This window comes from Vibrio sp. V33_P6A3T137, from assembly GCF_009904835.1.
GTDB lineage: Bacteria > Pseudomonadota > Gammaproteobacteria > Enterobacterales > Vibrionaceae > Vibrio > Vibrio metschnikovii.
In genome coordinates this window covers 14,128-38,282 of the sequence record NZ_WXWK01000008.1, presented here as the reverse complement: position 1 = coordinate 38,282, position 24,155 = coordinate 14,128, and the positions used below count along the sequence as shown (strand labels likewise).

The following is a 24,155-nucleotide window of genomic DNA, read 5'->3' as shown; positions in this document are numbered from 1 at the left end:
CTATCAATTTGGTCACTCAGTTCATTGAAACCGAAGTGCTTATTGCTAAGCATTTTGATTATCATCAACGAGTGCCCACACAGATTGATTGGTTTAAATTGTTAAAGAGCTGGCTTGCGAATCTCTCGTTGAGCTTCGAAGCGGAGGTGAATTCTAGCGAGTTAATTTGAAGAGTCAAACACTTTTTCAAATTTTCTTTTTTAGAAGCTTTCCCTCAACCAACACTGCCTGAAGCCTTGCGGCGTCTGCCGTGTCAGTGAGGTCGCATTATAGAGATCCGTTTAATCTTGGCAAGCTTTATTTAACGAAAATAGTCAAAATAATGCTTAAAGGGGACTTTTTTAGCCAAAGCCTTATTTATCCCACTTTATCAAGACGAAACAAACACGTTACCCACAGAGTTATGCACATTAACCTAATTATATGCCTGAACCATTCACTTCTTTTGCCTCTTCATGAAGGCCACACTCTCTTTTCAAACCGAAAAATCGAGTTTCTTCTTCACTCATTCCTGGTTTCCATTGGCGAGTGGTATGCCAGTCACCAACCGAAAGATAGCCTTGCTCCCATAATGGATGGTAAGGAAGGTTATTTTCTTTTAAATAATAATGCACATCTTTATTACTCCAGTCGATCACTGGTAAAAATTTAAAAACATTATTTTGAATCGACAGAATCGGCAAGTTGGCTCTCGATTGAGACTGCTCGCGACGTAAACCAGAAAACCAAGTACCGACCGATAAGTTGCTTAAAGCACGACGCATAGGCTCAACTTTATTTATTTGGTTATAACGGCTGATGCCATCAATCCCCTGCTCCCAAAGTTTGCCATACTTAGCTTCTTGCCAAGCTGGTGTGATCTCGGCACGAGTAACATGCAAATTCAGGTTTAGGCTTTCGATTAATTGGTCTATGAATTGATAGGTTTCTGGGAACAAATAGCCGGTATCGGTCAAAATAACTGGAATGCCAGGCTTAATATCCGATACCAAGTGCAACATCAGAGCAGCCTGAATACCAAAACTCGATGATAAAACATGAGTGCCCGATAGATTCTCTAAAGCCCATGCAACGCGCTGCTGAGCGGTCAGTGTCTCAAGATAGCCATTTAACTCGGCAAGGTAGAGCGTTTGCTCGACCTTACTCAATATTAATAGATGCTCAAGCTCGAGGGTTAAAATAGGATGCTTAGGCATAAAAATCCCTCTTAGAAATAATCACCTCTTCTATTATCCCAACACGAATGGTGAAATCACCAAATCCTTCATCAGCATTTCGCTCATGTGCCCAGCGATCAATCAATACATCAAGCTCTTGTAAAATCTGTTGGTCAGTTATGTTCTCTTTATACATTTTAGGGATGCGCGTTCCCGCTCGATTGCCCCCTAAATGAAGATTGTAACGCCCCGGCGCTTTGCCAACTAAGCCGACTTCGGCAAGCATCGCCCGCCCACATCCATTAGGACACCCTGTAACACGCAAGATAATATTGTCTTCTTTTGGTAAGCCATGTTTGTTCAGAAGGTTCTCAACATCCGTGACAAACTGAGGCAGAAAACGCTCAGCTTCCGCCATTGCTAAAGGACAGGTAGGGAACGACACGCAGGCCATCGAATTCTTACGCTGCTCGCTGACCTGATCATTGATTAAACCATGTAGCCGAGCGATCTGTTCAATCTCTGCTTTATCTTCCGATGCCACGCCAGCGACAATCAGATTTTGATTGGCTGTCATGCGAAAATCACCCTGATGGATCTTAGCGATTTCAGCGACACCGGTTTTCAATGGTTTACCTGGGAAGTCCAATAAACGGCCATTTTCAATAAACAGCGTTAGGTGATGCTTACCGTCAATACCTTCTATCCAACCGATGCGATCGCCACGTTCGGTAAATTGATAGGGACGACTTGGCGCAAATTGAATACCTGCACGTTTTTCAACTTCAGCTTTAAAGACCTCAACACCCACTCTATCTAAAGTGTATTTGGTTTTGGCGTTTTTACGATTAGAGCGGTTACCCCAGTCACGCTGAGTTGTGACCACTGCTGCTGCAACCTCTAAGGTTTTCTCTAAAGGAATAAAGCCAAAATCATCCGCACGGCGCGGATAGGTTGACGTATCGCCATGCGTCATCGCCAAACCGCCGCCCACCAGCACATTGAAACCAACTAATTTGCCATGCTCAGCAATCGCGACGAAATTCAGATCGTTGGCATGAACGTCGACATCATTTTGCGGCGGGATCACCACTGTCGTTTTAAACTTACGTGGTAGATAGTGCTGACCTAAAATCGGCTCATCATCTTCTGTCGTTTCTACTTTTTCACCGTCCAACCAAATTTCGGCGTAAGCGCGAGTTTTCGGTAATAGATGTTCACTGATTTTTTTCGCCCACTGATAAGCTTCTTGGTGCAATTCAGATTCAACAGGGTTTGAAGTACACAACACATTGCGGTTCACATCACCAGCCGTAGCAATCGAATCAATACCAATGCTATTCAGCGTTTGGTGCATCAACTTAATATTAGGCTTTAACACGCCATGAAACTGAAACGTCTGCCGCGTAGTTAAACGAATGCTGCCATAAAGAGAATGCTCACTAGCAAACTTATCTATCGCCAACCACTGCTGAGGAGTAATAATCCCTCCCGGCATACGAGCTCGTAACATAACATTATGTAGAGGCTCTAATTTTTGCTTGGTTCGTTCGTTACGAATATCGCGATCATCTTGCTGATACATACCGTGAAAACGGATCAACTGAAAATTATCCGCGCTAAATCCACCGGTAATACGATCTTGCAGATCCTGCTCGATCGTACCCCGTAAAAAATTACTTTCTCGCTTTAAACGCTCGTTATCCGAGAATGGCCCCAATACTTGGCCTAATACTTCTTGCTGTGGCGATTGTGGTTTAGTGCTCATTAGTAAACATCCCTTTGGTAACGCTTCGCTTTACGTAAATCATTAATAAATTGTTCTGCTTGATCTTTGTCTAAACCACCTTGCTGGATGGCAATCGTAATCAGAGCTTGATGAACATCTTTCGCCATATACTGAGCGTCGCCACACACATAAAGGTAAGCTCCTTGTTCAATCCATTGCCAAACTTGCTCAGCTTGTTCTAACAAACGATGCTGCACATAAACTTTTTCATGCTGATCTCGGCTGAATGCCACATCCAAACGGGTTAATAGGCCAGACTTCAAATATTTCTGCCACTCAAGCTGATAGAGAAAATCTTGGGTAAAGGTGCGATCGCCAAAAAATAACCAGTTTTTCCCCGGCGCAGCCCGATTATCTCGCTCTTGAATAAAACTGCGGAAAGGCGCAATCCCGGTTCCGGGGCCAATCATAATAATTGGCGTATTATCATCTTCTGGGAGTTTGAAATGGTTATTGGCTTCTACAAAGATTTTTACCTGCTCGCCTTCAGCCAATTGATGAGCAATAAAGCTCGATGCACCACCTTGACGCCGCTCGTCGTTAACCGGATATTCAACCACGGCAACAGTAAGATGTACTTCTTCATCAACTTCTCGTTGGCTAGAAGCGATTGAATATAATCGAGGGGTTAATCGGCGCAGTAAACCGATCAACTGATCAGCCGACAAGGCACATTTTTTCTCTTTTAATACATCAATAATTTGCGTCTGCGCTGAATACTCACGAAGCTTGTCTTTATTTTCGACCAGTTTTTGCAACTTTTTACTGGCTGACAATTCGGCATATTGACTAATAAACTGAGGGTTAGATGCGGTGATCTCATAATGGTTAACTAACGCATCATAGACAGTGCATGGCGAGCCGTCGACTGCAACCTGCTCATCACCAGTTAAACCCACCAGCGTTAAGATCTGTTGTACTAATTGAGGGTTGTTCTCATACCAGACACCAAGCGCATCACCTGGCTGATAAGTTAACCCTGAATCGGTTAAATCAATTTCGATATGTCGCACGTCTTTTCCGGAGTCGCGACCGGTAATTTTTTGGCTAGTTAATAACGTGGCTAGATAAGGATTCTGTTTTGAATAGCTCGCTTGCTTGGCATCAATTTGACTAAGCGGAAGCTGTACAACCTGCCCTTGCTCAGAAGATAGAGCTTGTTGCACCTCTTGCAACGCTTTCGCCTGCCATTCAGCGACTGGTTGCGCGTAATCGACATCACAATCGATGCGTTCAATAAAACGCTGCGCACCTAACTTTTCTAAAAACAAATCAAAGTCTTTACCCGTTTGACAGAAAAACTCATAGCTTGAGTCTCCTAAGCCAATCACGCCATATTTTAAGTGCGGTAATTTAGGCGCTTTTTTAGATTGCAAAAACTCATGCAAGACAAGGGCGTTATCAGGCGCTTCACCTTCACCATTGGTTGAAGCAACGATGATCACATGCGTTTCTTTCGCCAGATCTTTGCCTTTGTAATCGCTGGCATCAAATAACTGCACCTTAATACCTAACGCTTGTGCTTCGCGTTGAAGCTGCTGCGCAACCCCTTTGGCATTACCGGTTTGCGAAGCAAAAATAATGGTTAATTGACCCTGTGGTGTTGAAGTTACTGATAAAGCTTGAGACACCGCAGCACCAACACGATTAGCCGGCGCTTGACTTAACCCCCAGAAATAACCACTCAACCAAGCCAATTGATGCGGCGATAGTTCCGTTGCAGTTTGCTGGAGTTGTGAAAGCTGAGAGTCGTTGATTGGGCTGGCTAACGATGCCAATTCTTGTGGTAAGGTATTTCCTGAAGACATTGTCACGACGTCCTTATTCATTGCGTGACGATAGATTAACCACTCTCTTTAATAACAAGAAAGAATAGAAGAGAATGTTTTATAACTTTTTGGAAGTAAGAAAGTCACCCTTCAATCAAAGCGACTTTCTATTCTGACTTGCTTAAAACCAACCGCCATAGCAGATTTTGAGGCACTGTCTAAATCGGTATAATGGCACTCTTCACCGCTAGCATCGGTGAGCGGCACAAAACCACCTCGTTGGTGACGAAATTCAACAATCCATGTTCCTTCCGCCGATGAGGGTTCAATAATGGCTTCAATCAGCATTTGCTCCCGATACAGATTTCTTAGTTCCGTGATTGTCATGGCTAATCTCGCTTCCATCGCTCATCCATTAGATTAAGCATGGTTTATTTCGAGCAAATTGCGAGTAAGCAGGGCAAATTTTCAGCTAATCCATCACGAAGTGGTCAACCATCAAAAATGCATTTCAGCACCAATAAACCAGCCATCGACAAAGACCAATGATTCACTAGTTTGTGGTGACTGGGTTGCTAAATTGGTAAACTCCAAATCAATCACACGATAGCCCGCTTTTAATATCAATGGGTAAGTTGGGTTATCAATGACATACTGAATACCAGCCGTCATATCCGCACTTTTAATGCCTTTACTCTCACCAAAATCAATCTGACCAATGATATCAAAATTTGAATTCGGGATACTTAACTCTGCATATCCAAACCAATTGAAGGTCAAATCATTAAAGGCATAGTGCTGATTATCTGGCGCTCGGTAGTCCGTGGAGCGATATTGACTGAGCATCACCCCTGCATTAAAACGCAACGCTTGCCTATCAAGTAACCGGTAATACAAGGTGTAATCGTACTTATCAAACGCCACCGTCTGTGCATCAACATGGCTATAACGAAAACTCATGTTCGGCCAATAATCGAGTGAATGCTCGAAAGCTAAAGAGATCACAGGTACTTGCGCCGTCTCATAGCGAACGTTATCAATCTTCGTTTTCCCCCACCACATTTCAGCGCCCACTTTCACACCATACGCTGCCTCTTCCGCTAACGCCGAACTTGAAACGCACACGGCTACGCCACACAAGATGGTTTTGATTCGATTCATGATGATATCTTCTCCTGATTGCTTGCATTGAATGGTGACGATGGCATTTATGCGTTCGTCAACTACGCCAACCGATTACACATTTAATTCTTGATAAGGAATTTTCGCCAACGCGGTTTCAACAACCTCAACACCCGATCCCGGCTTATGGGCATTTTCACTAATATAACGTCGCCACTGGCGCGCTCCTGGCATACTCTGGAAAAGCCCTAACATATGTCGAGTAATATGCCCAAGATAAGCACCTTGAGTGAGTTGCTGTTCAATATAAGGGTACATCTCTTGAACCACTTGAGAGCGTTTTTTAATAGGCTTATCAAGACCAAAAATCTGTTGATCCGCTTCCGCGAGTAAATAAGGATTTTGATAAGCTTCACGTCCAACCATTACCCCATCAAGATGTTGTAAATGATCTAACACTTCGGTTAACGATTTGACTCCACCATTAATCGCAATAGTTAAGTGAGGAAAGTCCCGCTTAAGCTGATAAGCACGTGGATAATCGAGAGGCGGTATTTCACGGTTTTCTTTCGGGCTTAAGCCACTTAACCAAGCCTTACGCGCATGAATAGTGAATTGCTCACATCCACCTTGTTCGGAGACTAACTGCACAAAGCGGGTTAAGAACTCATAAGAGTCTTGATCATCAATCCCAATACGGGTTTTGACGGTTACTGGAATATCCACCACCTCACGCATCGCAGCAACGCAATCGGCAACCAATTGCGGCTCAGCCATTAAACAAGCACCAAACTTACCATTTTGTACCCGATCAGAAGGGCAGCCGACGTTTAAATTAATCTCATCATAACCACGCTCTTGAGCTAACTTGGCACAATGAGCTAAATCCGTAGGATTCGAGCCACCGAGCTGCAACGAGACTGGGTGCTCTTCTTGGTTATAAGTAAGAAAATCGCCCTTACCGTGAATGATAGCTCCAGTGGTCACCATTTCGGTATACAACAAGGTTTGCGAGGTGAGGAGACGATGAAAATAACGACAATGTCTGTCCGTCCAATCGAGCATAGGGGCCACCGAAAGACGATGAGCTTTAAATTTATCAGTGTCAGTAGAAGTAGTCATAGTTTACGTTTGGTTAATAGGCGGTCATGTAAGCCAACAGCTTAGGCTAACTTTTATACGATAAGAGTAACAAAAGTTAGCCAGTATTCCGCAATAAGCGCAGCTTAGCTAAAACGATAATACGAATTTAACCAGACAGGCTGTTATGAAAAATAATTTGCAGATTATACACAAGTGTCGAGCTCATGTAGCAAAAACTCATCAAAGCGCTGGACGATGAACTTTCTCGATGTGGACAAGATTACACCACACCGAGGGGCAGATGAAAAACGTACACCCATAACAGTAGTAATCCTGACCACATAACAAAAAATGCAATACTGTAGGGCAACATCATCGACATCAATGTCCCTAGTTTCGCTTTCGGTTCATATTGCTGGGCAGTGGCAAGAATTAAGCCTAAATAACCAAAAAGAGGAGTAATAATATTCGTCACCGAATCACCGATTCGAAAAGCGACTTGAATGAGATCGACAGACAACCCAGCCAACATCAGCGAGGGGACAAAAACCGGAGCCATTAAACTCCACAGCACCATCGGCGATCCCATAAATAAGTTCAAAAATGCACTAAAAGTGATCAACCCCACAACCAGCATAGGCCCTTTAACGTTAAGCCAAGCCAGTAACTCACTTAAGGTAACAGCCAACAACCCCGATAATTGGCTAAGTTGAAAAATAAAGATCAACTGCGAAGCGAAAAAGATGATGACCAGAAACAAACCCAGCCTCTCCATGCTTTTTTGACAGCCTTTGATAACATCACTCTCCCCCTTAAACGAGCCGGACATAAACCCAAACACCAACCCACTTAAGGCAAACGTTAACGAGACAATAATCGGCAAACCTTTAATCACTTCACTACGAGCAAACATCGTAGGATCGCTCGGCGTTAGCCATCCCGAAGGATGAAGCGTGGCGATAACCATCATCAATACCAATAACATTGCTGCGCCTAATGCGCTAAACATCGCTTTGTCATGACGAGTATCTGGGATCACCTCAATCGGAAAGCCTGTGCAAGAGTAACGCGCTAAGCGTGGCTCAACCACTCGGATAGAAATCCACGTACCTACCAGCACCAACATACCAACACTGGCAGTAAGAAAGTAATAATTGGCTAATGGACTCACCGTCACCATAGGATCAACCAATTGCGCCGCCGAAGTACTGATCCCCGAAAGGACCACATCATAAGTGGTTAAAAACACTGAAGCATGTGAACCACCAGCAACACCAGCAAACGCGGCCGCTAATCCAGCGAGGGCTGAACGTTTTGCCGCGAGATAAGCTCGGCATGCTAGGGGAATCAAAACAATATATCCAACCGCTCCCGCCACATTTGATAGTAAGCCCAATAACATGATAGTTGCGGTCAATTGCCATGTACCAGCATGTCTCACGGCACGTTGCACCGCATAACCAATCAGACCTGAAGCATCCGCAATACCGATACCAATCATCGCAACAATAATGATGCTTAGAGGGGGAAAGGCTGCGAAGGCTTGTAAAGCCCCACCAAGCCATGCTCGTAATCCAAATTCAGAGAGTAAATCCTCGACCGAAGCAACGGGCTGTCCTGGTAATTGATAATGCCATCCGAGTAATGAACCAAATTTAGAAATAACTAAAACCACTACCGTCAATAGAATGAATAATACGATGGGATGAGGTAACCGATTACCCCACTTTTCAATCCAATCGAATAGGGAACGGTTGGCCCGTGACTTAGGCATCGATAAACTAAAACGCATATAATTTCCCCGTATAAAAAGTCGTCACCACGGTTAAGGTTTTGCTGACCATCATCATCACACATTGATTTTGATTCACACCAAGAATCTCACCATTGAAAAACATCCCACTGACAAGCAAATCAACTCAATAAACACACGAAAATAAAACATCAAATTAACCAATACAATCAATGATTTAAAATGATAACCATTATAATTCAAGTTGTGATTTATAGTAGTGTTATTCACAACAATAACGCGACTTACTGAAAATCATGGGCAGCTAGATAACTGGGTAAGGGGATTAAAGGGGGGGCTACGAGCATAATCACCACGTTAAGTAGGAAAGTGAATCGCCGATTTTCTTCACTGTATCGTTTTATCGCAAGATGAGGTAAGTTAGGCACTATTTATGACAATAGCGTTCATAGTCAATCAATCACTAATGATTTATTGATGTTCAAAACGATATTTATCTTGAAATAGTATATGATTACTAGAGTCCAGCAATGATGGTGATAGATTTGGACAAGAAGCTTAGCCAACAAATTGAAGAAATATGTGCAGCAAGGGGCGTTCGTCTAACTTCACAACGTAAGCGCGTTTTTGAACTTATCTGCGCCAGTCAAAAAGCATCCAGTGCCTACGATTTGCTTGAAGATTTAAAAGTCAGTGAGCCACAAGCAAAACCACCGACGGTGTATCGAGCCTTAGATTTTCTGTTAGAACAAGGCTTTATTCATCGTGTGGAGTCAACGAATAGCTTTATCTCTTGCTGCTCTTGTAATGCCCATAAGCACTTTTCTCAGCTGTTAATTTGTGACCAATGCGGTAACGTTGTGGAGTTACAAAATGATAATCTGATAACAATGCTGGCGAACAACGCGGAGCAACACGGATTTACAATTACTAACCATGTCATTGAATCTCATGGTATTTGCCAATCCTGTTCTTCAGAAACAAAGAATTAGACTATAGAAGAGAGTTATGCGCGCTGAATTTGTCAATCCGTTCTTAGCGTCTTTGCTAAATGTACTAAAAACGATGGCTTCATTAGAACTGAAGCCCCAAAAGCCTCGCCTCAAAAAAGATGAAATTGCTCGTGGCGATGTGTCTGGTCTTATCGGTATGATCGGGCCTCAAACACGCGGTTCCATGTCGATTACCTTTGATGAGGCTTTAGCCTTACAAATTATGGAAAACATGTTGGGCGAACGACCGAATGGCTTAAATGAAGAAGTCACGGATATGGTCGGGGAAATTACCAACATGGTAACGGGTGGAGCAAAACGTATCTTAGCCGAAAGTGGCTTTGATTTTGATTTAGCGACCCCAGTGGTGGTATCGGGCAAAGGTCATACAATACGACACAAATGCGAAGGTTCGATCATCATCATGCCGTTCTCATCTCAATGGGGAAATGCCTTTATTGAGATCTGTTTCGAGTAAACCAGAGCAAGTCGCTTTGACTTGCCCAGAAAAGAAAAGGGTCGACATTTCACGTCGACCCTTTTGTATATTGGTAATAGCAGACTTATCGACGGCAAATCTTGTTCAAGATCGGCGAAGAGCCAGCCTACTTAGCGTGGTATTAGCCCCGAAAGGCTTTAAACGCATTGATCAAACCATTGGTTGAGCTGTCATGAGAGATAACGTCTTGACCATCCGCCAACTCAGGAAGAATCTGATTCGCTAATTGCTTACCTAACTCTACGCCCCATTGATCAAACGAGAAAATATTCCAAATCACACCTTGCACAAAAATTTTATGCTCATACATCGCAATCAAATTGCCTAAAGTTCGTGGCGTGATCTGTTTAACTAAAATCGAGTTAGTTGGACGGTTACCTTCAAAAACTTTAAAGGGGACTAACGCTTCAATTTCCGCCGCCGATTTACCCGCTTTCAGTAATTCCGCTTTCACTACATCGGCAGATTTACCAAATGCAAGCGCTTCAGTTTGCGCAAAAAAGTTCGACATCAATTTTTGATGATGATCGCTGACGGCATTATGAGTCAATGCTGGCGCAATAAAATCACAAGGGATCAGCTTGGTGCCTTGGTGGATCAACTGATAAAACGCATGCTGACCATTGGTACCTGGCTCACCCCAAATGATCGGTCCTGTTTGATAAGTCACAGCCTGACCATTACGATCAACGTATTTACCGTTCGATTCCATATTCCCTTGTTGGAAATAAGCCGCAAAACGATGCATGTATTGATCGTAAGGTAAAATCGCTTCTGATTCAGCGCCATGGAAGTTGTTATACCAAATACCAATCAGAGCAAGGATCACCGGAATATTGCGCTCAAACGGTGTATCAACAAAATGCTGATCCATCTCGTGAGCCCCAGCTAACAACTCAATAAAGTTATCGTAGCCAATTGATAGAATGATCGACAAACCGATGGCTGACCACAGAGAATAACGGCCACCAACCCAATCCCAGAACTCAAACATATTTTCGGTATCAATACCAAACTCAGTCACCGCCTGACCATTAGTCGACAGCGCAGCAAAGTGCTTCGCCACATGCGCTTGATCGCCCGCGACGTTTAAGAACCAATCACGCGCAGAGTGAGCGTTAGTCATGGTTTCTTGCGTGGTGAACGTTTTCGACGCCACTAAGAACAGCGTGGTTTCCGGATCCACTTTCTTCAATGTCTCAGCAATATGAGTACCATCGACGTTGGATACAAAGTGCATGGTCAGATGATTTTTATACGGTGCGAGCGCTTCAGTCACCATATAAGGACCTAAGTCTGAACCACCAATACCAATATTCACTACATCGGTAATCGCTTTACCGGTGAAACCTTTCCATTCACCCTTGATCACGCTCTCTGAAAATACACGCATCTTTTCTAATACGGCATTAACGGCTGGCATCACATCTTGGCCATCGACCATTACTGGGGTATTACTGCGATTACGTAGTGCAGTATGTAAGACGGCGCGACCTTCAGTTTGGTTAATTGCCTCACCTTGACACATCGCTTGAATGGCATCTTCGAGATGCGTCTCTTTGGCTAAAGCAAACAGGTGTTGCATCGTCTCTTGATTGATTAAATTCTTCGAATAATCAACCAGAATATCTTGACCAAAACGCGCTGAGAAATGGTTAAAACGCTGGTTATCCTCAGCGAACAGAGTGGTTAAATCCATGTCTTGCGCAGATTCAAAATGCGCGGTTAGTGCTTTCCAAGCGTTGGTTTGCGTTGGATTAATGTTTTTCAACATATTCTCTATCCCAATGTTACGGTAGGTTTTATTCCTTATTACCTTGCCTATTAGCTAGGTTGGAATCCCTGTTAATGCAAAAAAGAAAATCATCATGGTTCGATAAAGCAGGGTCACTGCTCAATAAACTCATTATCGCTGAGCCATCGTCGCGCGACTTTGAGATAAGTCAGTGAAACCCACATCGGTGGCTCAACTTGTTTAATCACTGACTTGTTTAGCCTATTTTTCCGGTGAGATAATGCATCTCTACTCGAGAGGTCAGTTTGGTCACTAACTCATAACCCACGGTACCAATATGTTCCGCCACTCTCTCAACTGGAAGGTCTTGCCCCCACAAAATGGCTTCATCACCGACGCTATCCTGAGCCTCTGGGCCTAAATCAACCGTCAGCATATCCATAGAAACTCGCCCTGCCATTGGCACAATACGACCATTGACTAACACTGGCGTACCATTAGGTGCCGTACGTGGATAGCCATCACCATAACCAATCGCAATCACACCGATTTTAGTCTCTCGTTGAGCGGTCCATAAGGCACCATAACCGATACTCTCTCCGGCCTTCACCTCTCGAACAGCAATCAGAGGTGCCGTTAAGGTCATGACTGGACGGTATCCCATCGCCTGAGCGTCCTGATGGGCAAAAGGAGAAACACCATAAAGAATGATTCCTGGTCTTACCCAGTCTAGCTGACTTTCCGGCCATGCTAATAATCCAGCCGATGCAGCCAATGAGCGCTCGCCTTTACACCCCTCGGTCAACGATAAAAACAGCTCAATTTGTTGGCGCGTGATCGGGCTATTCAGTTCATCAGCACAGCCAAAATGGCTCATATAACGTAGAGGTTTAGCCACATTTGGGCAGCGATGTAAACGCTCAACAAACTCAGCGTGCTGCTCAGGACGCACACCAAGACGATGCATCCCACTGTCGATTTTTAACCATACCGATACTGGCGTGTCTAATTGTGCTCGCTCTAAAGCTTGTAGCTGCTCTTCACAGTGCACGACTGTTTGGATATTGTTGGTCATTAAAACCGGGAGATCGCCAGCAGAATAAAAACCTTCTAAGAGGAGTATTGGCTTAACAATGCCATTCGCTCTGAGTTGCAGGGCTTCTTGAATTCGAGCAACACCAAAAGCATCAGCATCTTGAGCGTAGCGAGCAACCTGACAAGAACCATGACCATAACCATTAGCCTTAACGACCGCCATGACTTTACTACTAGGAGCCTGCTGCTTAATTCTTTGTAAGTTATACTGCAACGCTTGCAGATCAATACTCGCTTTAGCGGCTTTCATGTAGTTCATACTATTATTCATCATCAAACGCTGGGCCTGCGTAGTTGTCAAAACGAGAATATTGGCCTTGAAAGGTCAAGCGTACCGAGCCTATCGGACCATTCCGTTGCTTACCGATAATGATTTCTGCAATGCCTTTCATTGGACTATCCGGGTGATAGACTTCATCACGGTAAATAAACATGATCAAATCGGCATCTTGTTCAATAGAGCCTGATTCACGCAAATCGGAGTTGACTGGCCGCTTATCCGCACGTTGCTCCAACGAGCGGTTTAACTGTGAAAGCGCCACCACAGGGACATTGAGCTCTTTAGCTAAGGCTTTTAATGAACGAGAAATTTCGGCAATTTCTAAAGTACGGTTATCGGATTGAGAAGGAACCCGCATCAGCTGCAAATAGTCGACCATGATTAAAGATAGCCCACCATGCTCACGAGCAATACGACGCGCACGTGAACGCACCTCTGTGGGAGTCAACGCCGAGCTGTCGTCGATAAACATGTTTTTCTTCTCCATCAGCATCCCCATGGTCGAAGAAATACGCGCCCAATCTTCATCATCGAGTTGACCGGTTCGGATCTTGGTTTGATCTACCCGCGAGAGCGACGCCAGCATACGCATCATGATTTGTTCTGCTGGCATCTCGAGTGAGAATATCAATACTGGTTTATCTTGTTGCATCGCTGCGTTTTCACACAGGTTCATGGCAAAGGTCGTTTTTCCCATCGAAGGGCGAGCGGCAACAATAATTAAATCTGAACCTTGTAACCCCGCCGTTTTTTTATTGAGATCAGTGAATCCAGTGTTGACGCCGGTGACGCCATCTTGTGGAGTCTTATACAATAACTCGATACGCTCTAAGGTTTTTTCTAAAATCGTATCAACGTTTTGTGGCCCTTCGTTTTCGCTACTACGCGCCTCTGCAATCGCAAATACCTTGCTTTCGGCTAAATCGAGTAAATCTTCCGAGCTGCGCCCTTGAGGGTCATAACCTGCGTCAGCGATTTCGTTCGCAACACCAATCAAGTTACGCACCAAGGCACGCTCAGCAACAATATCTGCGTAAGCATTAATATTAGCAGCACTTGGCGTATTTTTAACCAGATCAGCCAAATAGGCAAAGCCGCCAACATCTTCTAACTGTTCGCGCAACTCGAGATATTCGGAAAGGGTAATTAAGTCCAGCGGTTGCCCAGATTCAAGTAGGCTCTTTACTGCTTCAAAGATTAACCGATGAGGTCGACTATAAAAGTCTTGAGCAATCACACGTTCAGAGACTGTGTCCCAACGTTGATTATCTAGCAATAGACCGCCAATAACGGACTGCTCAGCCTCTAATGAATGAGGAGGAGTTTTCATTGCTTCAACTTGTGCATCGGCAGGTTTACGATTTCGGTTATCTGTTCGGGGATCAGCCATCACTTCACTCAGTCACTCTTTTTAATAACCGCTCATTATAGCGAGAATAGAACATTTGTAATTAGGCATCGAAAAGTTTGTCTATGACTTAGATAGAATTAACCTTAATATGACCCAATTTCAAAAACTGATGCTTATTATTCAGCGATTCTATTCTTTGAGAGAGGTTTCATGTGTCCAAAACTTGGCTTCTAAGTCTGGCTCTGTTGACAAGTTTCCATGTCCACGCCAACAAACAGACAAATCGCAGTAAGGACATTAACGCACCCTCACCTTGGCAAAGTCAAATCGAATTTGGCTATCAAGCGCACTCCGGTAACACAGACTCAGAAGCCCTTAATACTCGTGTTAAAGGAGAATATACCCGTGGTCGTCATCGAACCAACGGTGAGTGGCGTTTTTATAAATTAGATAAAAATGGTAAAGAGAATAAACGACAATCCAGCTACAGCGTACAAAGCGACTATAAGCTCGGCCCTAAAACCTACTTATATGGTAGTTTTAGAGGGTCTGATTCACGCTATAGCGCCTACTTTTCAGATTACACTTGGTCTGGTGGGCTTGGCTATCAGTTTACTCATACCGACGATTTACTGATTGAACTCGAAGTCGGACCGGGCTACCGCTATCAAGAGCCGAATTTGGATAAAATTAGCAGTGGCGATGTCGTCTTCCCACACTTAGTCAAAGAGCCGATTTATCGTGGTAACCTTAAAGTTGAATGGCAAGCACTGAGCAATTTTAAATTACTCACCGATCTAACCTTGGTTGGCGGCGAAAGTAACACTCGTTTTGACAGTGATATCAGCATTATCAACAATATTACCGATGATATTGCTCTTAAAGTGAGTCAATCACGTCAATACCATAACCGAGTACCTACCGGTTTAAGTAAAGCCGATAGCGTGCTATCGGTAAGTTTAATTTTCTTATTCTAAGCATCAACACTCAGTATCCCACCTCGCCAAACTGATCATTTTCATCGCTAAACGTCATAAATTGGACATAAAAAAACACCAGCCTAAGCTGGTGTTTAAACGAGTCTAGAAACTGAAATTATTCAGCAACAACTTGTAATTTCACTGTAGCGAAAACTTCTGAATGAAGTTGAACGCTAACTTCGAATTCACCTGTAGTACGTAGAGCACCTTCAGGTAGACGAACTTCGCTTTTCTCAAGCTTAACACCGGCTGCAGTTACTGCATCAGCGATGTCACGAGTCCCGATAGAACCGAACAGTTTGCCTTCATCACCAGCTTTAGAAGCAATAACAACTGCTTCTAGTGCATTAACTTGGTCAGCACGAGCTTGTGCAGCAGTAAGTTGCTCAGCAACTTTTGCTTCAAGTTCAGCGCGACGAGTTTCAAACATCTCAACGTTAGATTTGGTTGCCATTACAGCCTTACCTTGTGGGATAAGGAAGTTACGAGCGTAACCAGATTTAACATTAACTGCATCGCCAAGGCTGCCTAGGTTACCGATTTTATCAAGTAGAATAACTTGCATTACTTAATCCTCTTTCTTAATAAACGGTGCCGATTACTGATGCTTGTCAGTATATGGCAGTAGAGCTAGGTAGCGAGAGCGTTTGATTGCACGAGCTAGCTGACGCTGATACTTAGCACTTGTGCCAGTGATGCGGCTAGGTACAATTTTACCAGCTTCAGTGATGTAATTCTTAAGAGTCGCTACATCTTTGTAATCAATCTCTTGAACGCCTTCTGCTGTAAAACGGCAGAATTTACGACGGCGGAAGAAACGAGCCATGGGCTATCTCCTGATCTAAATTTGAAAAATGTTGTAGACGTTAAGTATGGCTATAACGAACACTTTGTTTCGACTGGAGAATGAATCATTCTCTATAGCAATACCGCCTAATACTAAATGATGAGTGAATGCGTTTGACCGTTGCCTACATCCTACGTTAAGGAACCGAAATTCGCTTAACCCAACATGACTTATCACTAAAAGAGGAAGACCACGATTAATAATAAGAGTTAGCTTGATTCAACCTTCTTTAATGATCAAGAACGTTGACTCAGACGGTCATCTGAAATTACTCAGCGTCTGCTTCAAATTTCACTTCTTCACGCTTAGAACGCTCGTCACGAGCTTTAAGCATGATTGAAGGTTCAGTGATAGCAGCTTTAGTACGCATGATCATGTTACGTAGAACAGCATCGTTAAAACGGAATGCAGTTTCTAACTCATCAATCACAGCTTGATCAGCTTCAACGTTCATTAGAACGTAGTGAGCTTTATGAAGCTTGTTAATTGGGTAAGCCATTTGACGGCGGCCCCAATCTTCTAGACGGTGAACTGTACCGCCAGCTTCAGTGATTGAACCAGTGTAACGCTCGATCATGCCAGCAACTTGCTCGCTTTGATCAGGGTGCACCATGAATACGATTTCGTAATGACGCATTGATTTTGCTCCTTACGGATTATTCAGCTTCCAGATTTGGCCCGGTCATCCAAAGGAAGCAAGGAACGAATGAAAATTGACCGAGAATTAAGGAGCGAGAATAGTACAGAATGGCTAGTCGTTTAGCAAGTGAAATATACTTGTCGCAGACTAAAGATAGACAGGCCGTCTAAAGGGAAAGATGAAGAGAATGTGAAAAGAAAAAGACTGAGAAAAGACCGGATTTACAGGCGATAAAAAAGGGAAGCAATGCTTCCCTTTTAATAGTGATAACAAAAGATTATCGAAATTAAGCGATAACTTTAGCTACAACACCAGCGCCTACTGTACGGCCACCTTCACGGATAGCNTTGACCGAGAATTAAGGAGCGAGAATAGTACAGAATGGCTAGTCGTTTAGCAAGTGAAATATACTTGTCGCAGACTAAAGATAGACAGGCCGTCTAAAGGGAAAGATGAAGAGAATGTGAAAAGAAAAAGACTGAGAAAAGACCGGATTTACAGGCGATAAAAAAGGGAAGCAATGCTTCCCTTTTAATAGTGATAACAAAAGATTATCGAAATTAAGCGATAACTTTAGCTACAACACCAGCGCCTACTGTACGGCCACCTTCACGGATAGCAAAACGTAGACCTTCGTCCATCGCGATTGGTGCAATTAGCTCTACAACCATCTTGATGTTGTCGCCTGGCATTACCATCTCTACGCCTTCTGGTAGAGAAATGTCACCAGTTACGTCCGTTGTACGGAAGTAGAACTGTGGACGGTAGCCTTTGAAGAATGGAGTATGACGGCCACCTTCATCTTTTGACAGTACGTATACTTCTGATTCAAACTTCGTGTGTGGAGTGATTGAACCAGGCTTCGCTAGTACTTGACCACGTTCTACGTCATCACGCTTAGTACCACGTAGTAGTGCACCTACGTTCTCACCTGCACGACCTTCGTCAAGCAGCTTACGGAACATCTCTACACCTGTACAAGTAGTCGTTGTTGTATCTTTGATACCAACGATAGCAACTTCGTCACCTACACGTAGAATACCACGCTCGATACGACCTGTTACTACGGTACCACGACCTTGAATTGAGAATACGTCTTCGATTGGCATTAGGAATGCTTGGTCTACTGCACGCTCAGGCTCTGGAATGTATGAATCTAGCGCTTCTGCTAGTTCTACAATCTTCGCTTCCCACTGCTCTTCACCGTTCAATGCACCTAGTGCTGAACCTTGAATTACTGGTAGGTCGTCGCCTGGGAAATCGTACTCAGAAAGAAGTTCACGAACTTCCATCTCTACAAGCTCTAGCAACTCTTCATCGTCTACCATGTCACATTTGTTCATGAATACAACGATGTAAGGAATACCAACCTGACGGCCTAGTAGGATGTGCTCACGAGTTTGTGGCATTGGGCCATCTGTCGCAGCTACAACTAGGATACCACCGTCCATTTGCGCAGCACCAGTGATCATGTTTTTAACATAGTCAGCGTGTCCTGGGCAGTCTACGTGTGCGTAGTGACGTGATGGAGTTTGGTATTCTACGTGTGAAGTAGAAATAGTAATACCGCGCTCACGCTCTTCTGGAGCGTTATCGATTGACGCGAAGTCTTTCGCTTCACCGCCGTATACTTTTGCAAGTACAGTACAGATAGCTGCTGTTAGAGTGGTTTTACCGTGGTCAACGTGGCCGATAGTACCAACGTTTACGTGCGGTTTCGTACGTTCAAATTTTGCTTTAGACACGATCGTGTTCCTTCCTAGTTATGATTCGCCTTAAGTCAAGTGCACTCAAAGCGCGCCAGAAATTGCTATTTTATGCGCCAACGCTCGTTAGCGCAATAGATTCGTTATTAATCAAATAACAACTACCCACGTTCAGCAATGATTGCATCGGCAACATTTTTCGGAACCTCGGCGTACTCAGCAAACTCCATTGAGTAAGAAGCACGGCCTTGGGTCGCAGAACGTAGATCTGTTGCGTAACCAAACATCTCTGAGAGTGGAACTCGAGCACGGATAATTTTGAGGCCAGCATTGCCATCATCCATGCCTTCAATGATGCCACGACGACGATTTAAATCGCCGACTACATCACCCATCCAATCTTCAGGTGTGGTTATTTCAACTTTCATTAGCGGTTCAAGAATGACTGGGTTTGCTTCTAGCGCGCCCTTCTTGAATGCCATTGAGCCGGCGATTTTAAACGCCATTTCACTTGAGTCGACATCGTGGAATGAACCGTCGAAGAGTGTCGCTTTAACATCCAAAATAGGATATCCCGCTAACACACCGTTGTTCATTTGCTCCTCGATCCCTTTCGCTACCGGGTTGATGAACTCTTTAGGAATTGCACCGCCCACGATGGCGTCAACAAAGACAAAGCCTTGTCCTAACTCTGCAGGTTCAACTTTCAACCATACGTGACCGTATTGACCACGGCCACCAGACTGGCGAACAAACTTGCCTTCAACTTCCGCTTGACCACGAATGGTTTCACGATACGCAACCTGAGGTTTACCCACGTTGCAATCAACGCTGAACTCACGTTTCATACGGTCAACGATGATGTCTAAGTGAAGCTCGCCCATACCAGAAATTAGCGTTTGTCCTGTTTCCTTATCCGTTTCGACTCGGAATGATGGGTCTTCAGCCGCTAATTTACCTAGCGCAATCCCCATTCGTTCCTGATCAGCTTTTGAGCGAGGCTCAACGGCGATTTGGATAACAGGCTCAGGAAACTCCATGCGTTCAAGAATCACTTTATGATCTTGATGACAGAGCGTGTCACCCGTGGTGACATCTTTCAAGCCAATAGCGGCGGCGATATCGCCAGCACGAACTTCTTTAATTTCTTCACGTTTATTAGCATGCATTTGTACAATGCGCCCAAAACGCTCTTTCTTTTGTTTGACTGAGTTATAGACCGCATCACCCGAGTTAACCACTCCAGAATAGACACGAATAAACGTCAAAGTCCCAACAAATGGGTCGGTGGCAATTTTAAATGCCAAAGCAGAAAATGGTTCGTTATCGTCAGCGTGACGTTCTACTTCATTCTCGTTCTCATCAATACCTTTGATCGCAGGAACTTCTACTGGCGATGGCAAAAATTCGACAACCGCATCCAAAACCGCTTGCACACCTTTATTTTTAAACGCACTGCCACAAGTGGCAAGAACGATTTCGTTATTCAGCGTGCGCTGACGGAGCGCTTGTTTGATTTCAGCTTCAGTAAGTACGCCGTCTTCAAGGTATTTATCCATCAATTCTTCGCTCGCTTCCGCAGCGACTTCAACTAAGTTGTTGTGCCACTCTTCAGCCAGCTCTAGCATATCATCCGGAATCGCTTCATAAGTAAAGCTCATGCCTTGATCGGCTTCATTCCAGTTGATGGCTTTCATCTTGATAAGGTCGATGACACCTCTAAAATCCTCTTCTGCACCAATATTTAATTGGATAGGAACGGGAGTTGCACCAAGACGATGTTTAATTTGATCTACTACGCGTAGGAAGTCTGCGCCAGTACGGTCCATCTTATTAACAAACACAATGCGAGGAACATGGTATTTATCTGCTTGACGCCACACTGTTTCAGACTGAGGTTCAACACCAGATGAACCACAAAAGACAACCACAGCTCCATCAAGTACACGCAGCGAACGCTCTACTTCGATGGTGAAGTCAACGTGTCCAGGGGTATCAATGATGTTAATGCGATGATCTTGGAATTGTGCATCCATACCACGCCAGAAGGCAGTTGTTGCAGCAGAGGTAATAGTAATACCACGTTCCTGCTCCTGCTCCATCCAGTCCATGGTGGCAGCACCATCGTGAACTTCGCCAAGTTTGTGAGAAAGGCCGGTATAGAACAGAATACGCTCAGTAGTGGTTGTTTTTCCTGCATCTACGTGAGCACAGATACCGATATTACGGTAGCGCTCAATAGGAGTTTTACGAGCCACGATTGTATCCTCTTACTAAGGGAAACCTTAGAAAATAGAAATGTGCTGCGAGAGGACCTCGCAGCACAGAAGGTATTACCAGCGGTAATGAGCGAAGGCTTTGTTCGCTTCTGCCATACGGTGAACGTCTTCACGTTTCTTAACAGCAGTACCTTTGTTTTCTGACGCATCTAGCATTTCTGCAGCTAAGCGACCAGCCATAGATTTTTCACCACGCTTACGCGCAGCTTCAACCAACCAACGCATAGCAAGTGCGTTACGGCGAACCGGACGTACTTCTACTGGCACTTGGTAAGTTGAACCACCCACACGGCGAGATTTAACTTCTACCGCTGGACGTACGTTTTCAAGAGCTTGTTCAAAAACAGCCAAGTGATCTTTACCAGATTTCTCAGCCATAGTGTCTAGTGCAGTGTAAACAATTTTCTCTGCAGTAGATTTTTTACCGTCAACCATAAGGATGTTAACGAATTTTGCCAGCAGTTCAGATTTGAACTTTGGATCTGGAAGGATCTTACGCTGACCAATAACGCGACGACGTGGCATGGAATATTCTCCGTTGTCTTCTTCAGGTTTTTTCCAAAACTATACAGTTTTTTCAAAATAACAAATTAATTTAGTGTTTGGCCTTACTTAACGGAATCCATTAAGACTTAGGACGCTTCACACCGTACTTAGAACGACCTTGTTTACGGTCGTTAACGCCTGAACAGTCAAGCGCACCACGAACAGTGTGGTAACGAACACCCGGAAGGTCTTTTACACGACCGCCACGGATAAGAACAACGCTGTGCTCTTGTAGGTTGTGACCTTCACCGCCGATGTATGAAGTCACTTCGTAACCATTGGTTAGACGAACACGACATACTTTACGTAGTGCTGAGTTAGGTTTCTTTGGTGTAGTAGTATATACGCGAGTACATACACCACGTTTTTGTGGGCACGCTTCGAGTGCAGGCACGTTGTTTTTTGCAACTTGCTTCACACGTGGCTTGCGTACCAACTGGTTAATAGTTGCCATTAGCTAGCTCCTGAATTTACTTAACGTAAGCTTTATGAAAAATCTAGCCCTGATTGTGATTTGCACAAATAGGGACGCAAAATTCTATGCAGCAGTGGGAGGTGTGTCAAGAAATATACAGATCTTTTTTATCCACCAACATCAGTATGGTGGATACTTTTACGGACACTCGATAAAAATTAAGACCAACTTATTGATTTATCTTCATTTACTGTCATTTCAACAAAATCATTCATCGTGACTTGCTCAATAGAACCTGAACACATTTCTAACCAACCACGAGCAGAAAGATCCTCACGCAGTGCATAGACCGACTTAATGGTCTGTAAATCGGTGAAATAAGGGCTGTTTGGGTTAGTAAGATAAACGGCATTTTCGACCAGCAATAGGCTATCATGAGCTTGAAAATAACGACGAACTAATTTTAGCTGTTGAGGATGTTTAATAATATGCAGCACACGTCTATCCTGTGGTATTAAAAAGTCACAATGTGATCAAAAGATTGCCACATTGCCCCAATAGCTTGAGGAGAAAGTGGCGAGACATCAATAAGTAATGCTTCGCTGGTTAAGCCCCATTCGGCAAGGCTTTGTTCACAGACATAACACGACTCAATCTCATACAAATCGAGCAGTTTGAATGTGCTAATGTAGTCTCGACTTAAAATCACCTTAGGATCTTGCCCAGAGACCAATTGCAAAACTCCTTCACCGACAAAAAAGACCGCTAAATCATCACTGTAAGCCGATGCCGCGAGCACGGCATCGAGTCCTTCTCGTCCAGCACTGGTGGCGTGAGGAGGAGAATGAAAAACAAAGGCGATTTTCTTCAAAATTGTACCACTCTATCCTCAGTTAATAGCGCTTCTGCCAGCGCTCCCAGCCCCGCTTGTGTCACTCCCATCGCCAAACTCGATGTTGATAATTGATGCTGTTCAGCTTCGCTTTGGCTGACAATACCACGTCGTAACGCTGCAGCAACGCAGGTTTCTAAGCGAATCTGATGCTTCATCGCCATGGCTTGCCATGCTTTCACAAGATCAAATTCATCGTTAGCAGGCACAGTTAACCCAGAACCATTCAGCACACCTTCTTGATAGAAGAAAACACGCTTAATACTATGGCCTTTCTCGAGCACCGATTGAGCAAAAAGATAAGCATTACGGGCAGACTGAGTTCCATAAGCTGGACCCGTTACCAATAGAGCATAGGTCAATGGTGTACTTGACTGACTCACGATCACTCATCCTCGGTTTTACGTTGGCGGATATACAAATAGACCGTATGTTTGGAGATATTTAATCGTTCAGCAACACGATTAATCGCATCTTTAATATCAAAAATACCTTTATCATACAACGCCATGACAATCTGACGATTTTTAGTATTGTTTGAGACTGATTTATCGGCATTAATCTCTTCAATAGTCCGCTCAACAGTTTGATCAACCAACTCGACCACATCACTGGCAAAGTTAACCGGAGCAGCAGCCTCTTGAGCTTCTGGTGTCGGCATAAAAGAGTGCAACACCTGTGAAAAAGGCGCATCAAGATTGACGTTAATGCATAACAAACCAATCACTCGATGTTCTCCATTACGAATGGCAACCGTAATAGATTTCATCAATACCCCACCTTTCGCTCTGGTGAAATACGAGCGAGAAAAGTTGCGTTCGGAGCCTTCAATATCACGCAGCATTTTTAACGCTAAATCGGTGATCGGCGATCCCACTTGACGACCTGTATTCTCGCCATTGGCAATTTTTATCGCCGAAGTATTCAGATCTTCTAACGAGTGCAAAACAATTTCACAAAAGGGGCCAATTAAACTCGCTAAACCATCCACCATCGCTTCATAAGAACGTAAAATCACTTTATCGTGCTCAGTAAATGGCTTTACATGCACAAATTCCATATCCATGAGCATATCGGCGTTAATGCTTTCTGTCGTTGTCACTGTACCTAGACCTTAGAACGTAAAATCAACAAATTGGTGTAAGTTTATCAGAAAATTTTAAACCTAGACTAGGCTATCTTACGATGCAGTGACTTAGAACAAATTATACGATGAATATCTCCC

Annotated in this window: 24 protein-coding genes; 3 read left to right on the top strand and 21 right to left on the bottom strand. The window is 44.0% G+C overall.

Annotated elements, in window-relative coordinates; genetic code table 11:
• Positions 1–419 precede the first annotated feature (419 nt).
• The 7 genes from CAG60_RS00605 to CAG60_RS00575 form a co-directional block, all read right to left on the bottom strand.
• Complete coding sequence (locus tag CAG60_RS00605) at positions 420–1,196, bottom strand: phosphoadenylyl-sulfate reductase (RefSeq protein WP_161438032.1); 777 nt, start codon at positions 1,194–1,196, stop codon at positions 420–422.
• Positions 1,189–2,925, bottom strand: a complete 1,737-nt coding sequence (gene cysI, locus CAG60_RS00600; RefSeq protein ID WP_158144336.1) for an assimilatory sulfite reductase (NADPH) hemoprotein subunit — start codon at positions 2,923–2,925, stop codon at positions 1,189–1,191. The genes CAG60_RS00605 and cysI overlap by 8 nt, the downstream gene beginning before the upstream one ends.
• Entirely contained in the window at positions 2,925–4,775 is a 1,851-nt protein-coding gene (locus tag CAG60_RS00595; protein ID WP_202598469.1) for an assimilatory sulfite reductase (NADPH) flavoprotein subunit, read from the bottom strand. Before CAG60_RS00595 ends, cysI begins: the two co-directional genes overlap by 1 nt.
• 90 nt (positions 4,776–4,865) lie before the next feature.
• Positions 4,866–5,102, bottom strand: coding sequence for a hypothetical protein (locus tag CAG60_RS00590; RefSeq protein WP_040904939.1), 237 nt, complete (start codon positions 5,100–5,102; stop codon positions 4,866–4,868).
• A gap of 111 nt (positions 5,103–5,213) precedes the next feature.
• The gene (locus CAG60_RS00585; protein ID WP_154169308.1) at positions 5,214–5,876 is read right to left on the bottom strand and encodes a TIGR04219 family outer membrane beta-barrel protein; all 663 of its coding nucleotides are present in this window, start codon (positions 5,874–5,876) and stop codon (positions 5,214–5,216) included.
• Between the two features lie 75 nt (positions 5,877–5,951).
• Entirely contained in the window at positions 5,952–6,959 is a 1,008-nt protein-coding gene (dusA, locus tag CAG60_RS00580) for a tRNA dihydrouridine(20/20a) synthase DusA (protein ID WP_158144339.1), read from the bottom strand.
• A gap of 241 nt (positions 6,960–7,200) precedes the next feature.
• Complete coding sequence (locus tag CAG60_RS00575) at positions 7,201–8,712, bottom strand: AbgT family transporter (RefSeq protein WP_199244770.1); 1,512 nt, start codon at positions 8,710–8,712, stop codon at positions 7,201–7,203.
• Between the two features lie 494 nt (positions 8,713–9,206).
• Between CAG60_RS00575 and zur the strand changes: the two genes are divergently transcribed.
• The gene (gene zur, locus CAG60_RS00570; protein ID WP_040904941.1) at positions 9,207–9,665 is read left to right on the top strand and encodes a zinc uptake transcriptional repressor Zur; all 459 of its coding nucleotides are present in this window, start codon (positions 9,207–9,209) and stop codon (positions 9,663–9,665) included.
• Positions 9,666–9,681: 16 nt separating this feature from the next.
• Entirely contained in the window at positions 9,682–10,143 is a 462-nt protein-coding gene (locus CAG60_RS00565) for a chemotaxis protein CheX (protein WP_004396129.1), read from the top strand.
• A gap of 142 nt (positions 10,144–10,285) precedes the next feature.
• Here CAG60_RS00565 and pgi read toward each other — a convergent pair whose 3' ends face one another.
• From pgi to CAG60_RS00550, 3 genes are all read right to left on the bottom strand, one after another.
• A complete protein-coding gene (gene pgi, locus CAG60_RS00560) occupies positions 10,286–11,938 on the bottom strand; it encodes a glucose-6-phosphate isomerase (protein ID WP_161438030.1) in 1,653 nt (550 codons plus the stop codon).
• 217 nt (positions 11,939–12,155) lie between these two features.
• Entirely contained in the window at positions 12,156–13,253 is a 1,098-nt protein-coding gene (alr, locus tag CAG60_RS00555) for an alanine racemase (RefSeq protein WP_202598468.1), read from the bottom strand.
• Between the two features lie 4 nt (positions 13,254–13,257).
• On the bottom strand, positions 13,258–14,664 hold the full coding sequence (locus CAG60_RS00550; RefSeq protein WP_004396132.1) for a replicative DNA helicase: 1,407 nt from the start codon (positions 14,662–14,664) through the stop codon (positions 13,258–13,260).
• Between the two features lie 173 nt (positions 14,665–14,837).
• On the opposite strand from CAG60_RS00550, the gene CAG60_RS00545 reads away from it, so the two are divergent.
• Positions 14,838–15,602, top strand: coding sequence for a DUF481 domain-containing protein (locus CAG60_RS00545; RefSeq protein ID WP_004396133.1), 765 nt, complete (start codon positions 14,838–14,840; stop codon positions 15,600–15,602).
• 118 nt (positions 15,603–15,720) lie between these two features.
• Here the strand turns inward: CAG60_RS00545 and rplI are convergent, their stop codons facing one another.
• From rplI to CAG60_RS00490, 11 genes are all read right to left on the bottom strand, one after another.
• Positions 15,721–16,170 (bottom strand): 50S ribosomal protein L9, encoded by a 450-nt coding sequence (gene rplI, locus CAG60_RS00540; RefSeq protein WP_004396134.1) that lies wholly within the window; start codon positions 16,168–16,170, stop codon positions 15,721–15,723.
• Positions 16,171–16,203: 33 nt separating this feature from the next.
• On the bottom strand, positions 16,204–16,431 hold the full coding sequence (gene rpsR / locus CAG60_RS00535) for a 30S ribosomal protein S18 (RefSeq protein WP_000090472.1): 228 nt from the start codon (positions 16,429–16,431) through the stop codon (positions 16,204–16,206).
• A gap of 289 nt (positions 16,432–16,720) precedes the next feature.
• Positions 16,721–17,089 carry a 30S ribosomal protein S6 gene (gene rpsF / locus CAG60_RS00530; protein WP_004396135.1) on the bottom strand — a complete coding sequence of 123 codons (369 nt, stop codon included), beginning with the start codon at positions 17,087–17,089 and terminating at the stop codon, positions 16,721–16,723.
• Between the two features lie 563 nt (positions 17,090–17,652).
• Complete coding sequence (gene tuf / locus CAG60_RS00525; RefSeq protein WP_004397651.1) at positions 17,653–18,837, bottom strand: elongation factor Tu; 1,185 nt, start codon at positions 18,835–18,837, stop codon at positions 17,653–17,655.
• Positions 18,838–18,959: 122 nt separating this feature from the next.
• Complete coding sequence (gene fusA / locus CAG60_RS00520) at positions 18,960–21,056, bottom strand: elongation factor G (protein ID WP_004397615.1); 2,097 nt, start codon at positions 21,054–21,056, stop codon at positions 18,960–18,962.
• Between the two features lie 75 nt (positions 21,057–21,131).
• Positions 21,132–21,602: a 30S ribosomal protein S7 gene (rpsG, locus tag CAG60_RS00515; protein WP_004397616.1), complete on the bottom strand. Its 471-nt coding sequence runs from the start codon at positions 21,600–21,602 to the stop codon at positions 21,132–21,134.
• A gap of 100 nt (positions 21,603–21,702) precedes the next feature.
• On the bottom strand, positions 21,703–22,077 hold the full coding sequence (gene rpsL / locus CAG60_RS00510) for a 30S ribosomal protein S12 (RefSeq protein WP_004397617.1): 375 nt from the start codon (positions 22,075–22,077) through the stop codon (positions 21,703–21,705).
• 179 nt (positions 22,078–22,256) lie between these two features.
• Positions 22,257–22,535, bottom strand: coding sequence for a sulfurtransferase complex subunit TusB (gene tusB, locus CAG60_RS00505; protein WP_004397618.1), 279 nt, complete (start codon positions 22,533–22,535; stop codon positions 22,257–22,259).
• A gap of 17 nt (positions 22,536–22,552) precedes the next feature.
• Positions 22,553–22,909, bottom strand: coding sequence for a sulfurtransferase complex subunit TusC (gene tusC / locus CAG60_RS00500; protein WP_161438028.1), 357 nt, complete (start codon positions 22,907–22,909; stop codon positions 22,553–22,555).
• A complete protein-coding gene (tusD, locus tag CAG60_RS00495; protein ID WP_154169328.1) occupies positions 22,906–23,313 on the bottom strand; it encodes a sulfurtransferase complex subunit TusD in 408 nt (135 codons plus the stop codon). Before tusD ends, tusC begins: the two co-directional genes overlap by 4 nt.
• Before the next feature lie 2 nt (positions 23,314–23,315).
• A complete protein-coding gene (locus CAG60_RS00490) occupies positions 23,316–24,032 on the bottom strand; it encodes a helix-turn-helix transcriptional regulator (protein ID WP_040905838.1) in 717 nt (238 codons plus the stop codon).
• Positions 24,033–24,155: the final 123 nt, after the last annotated feature.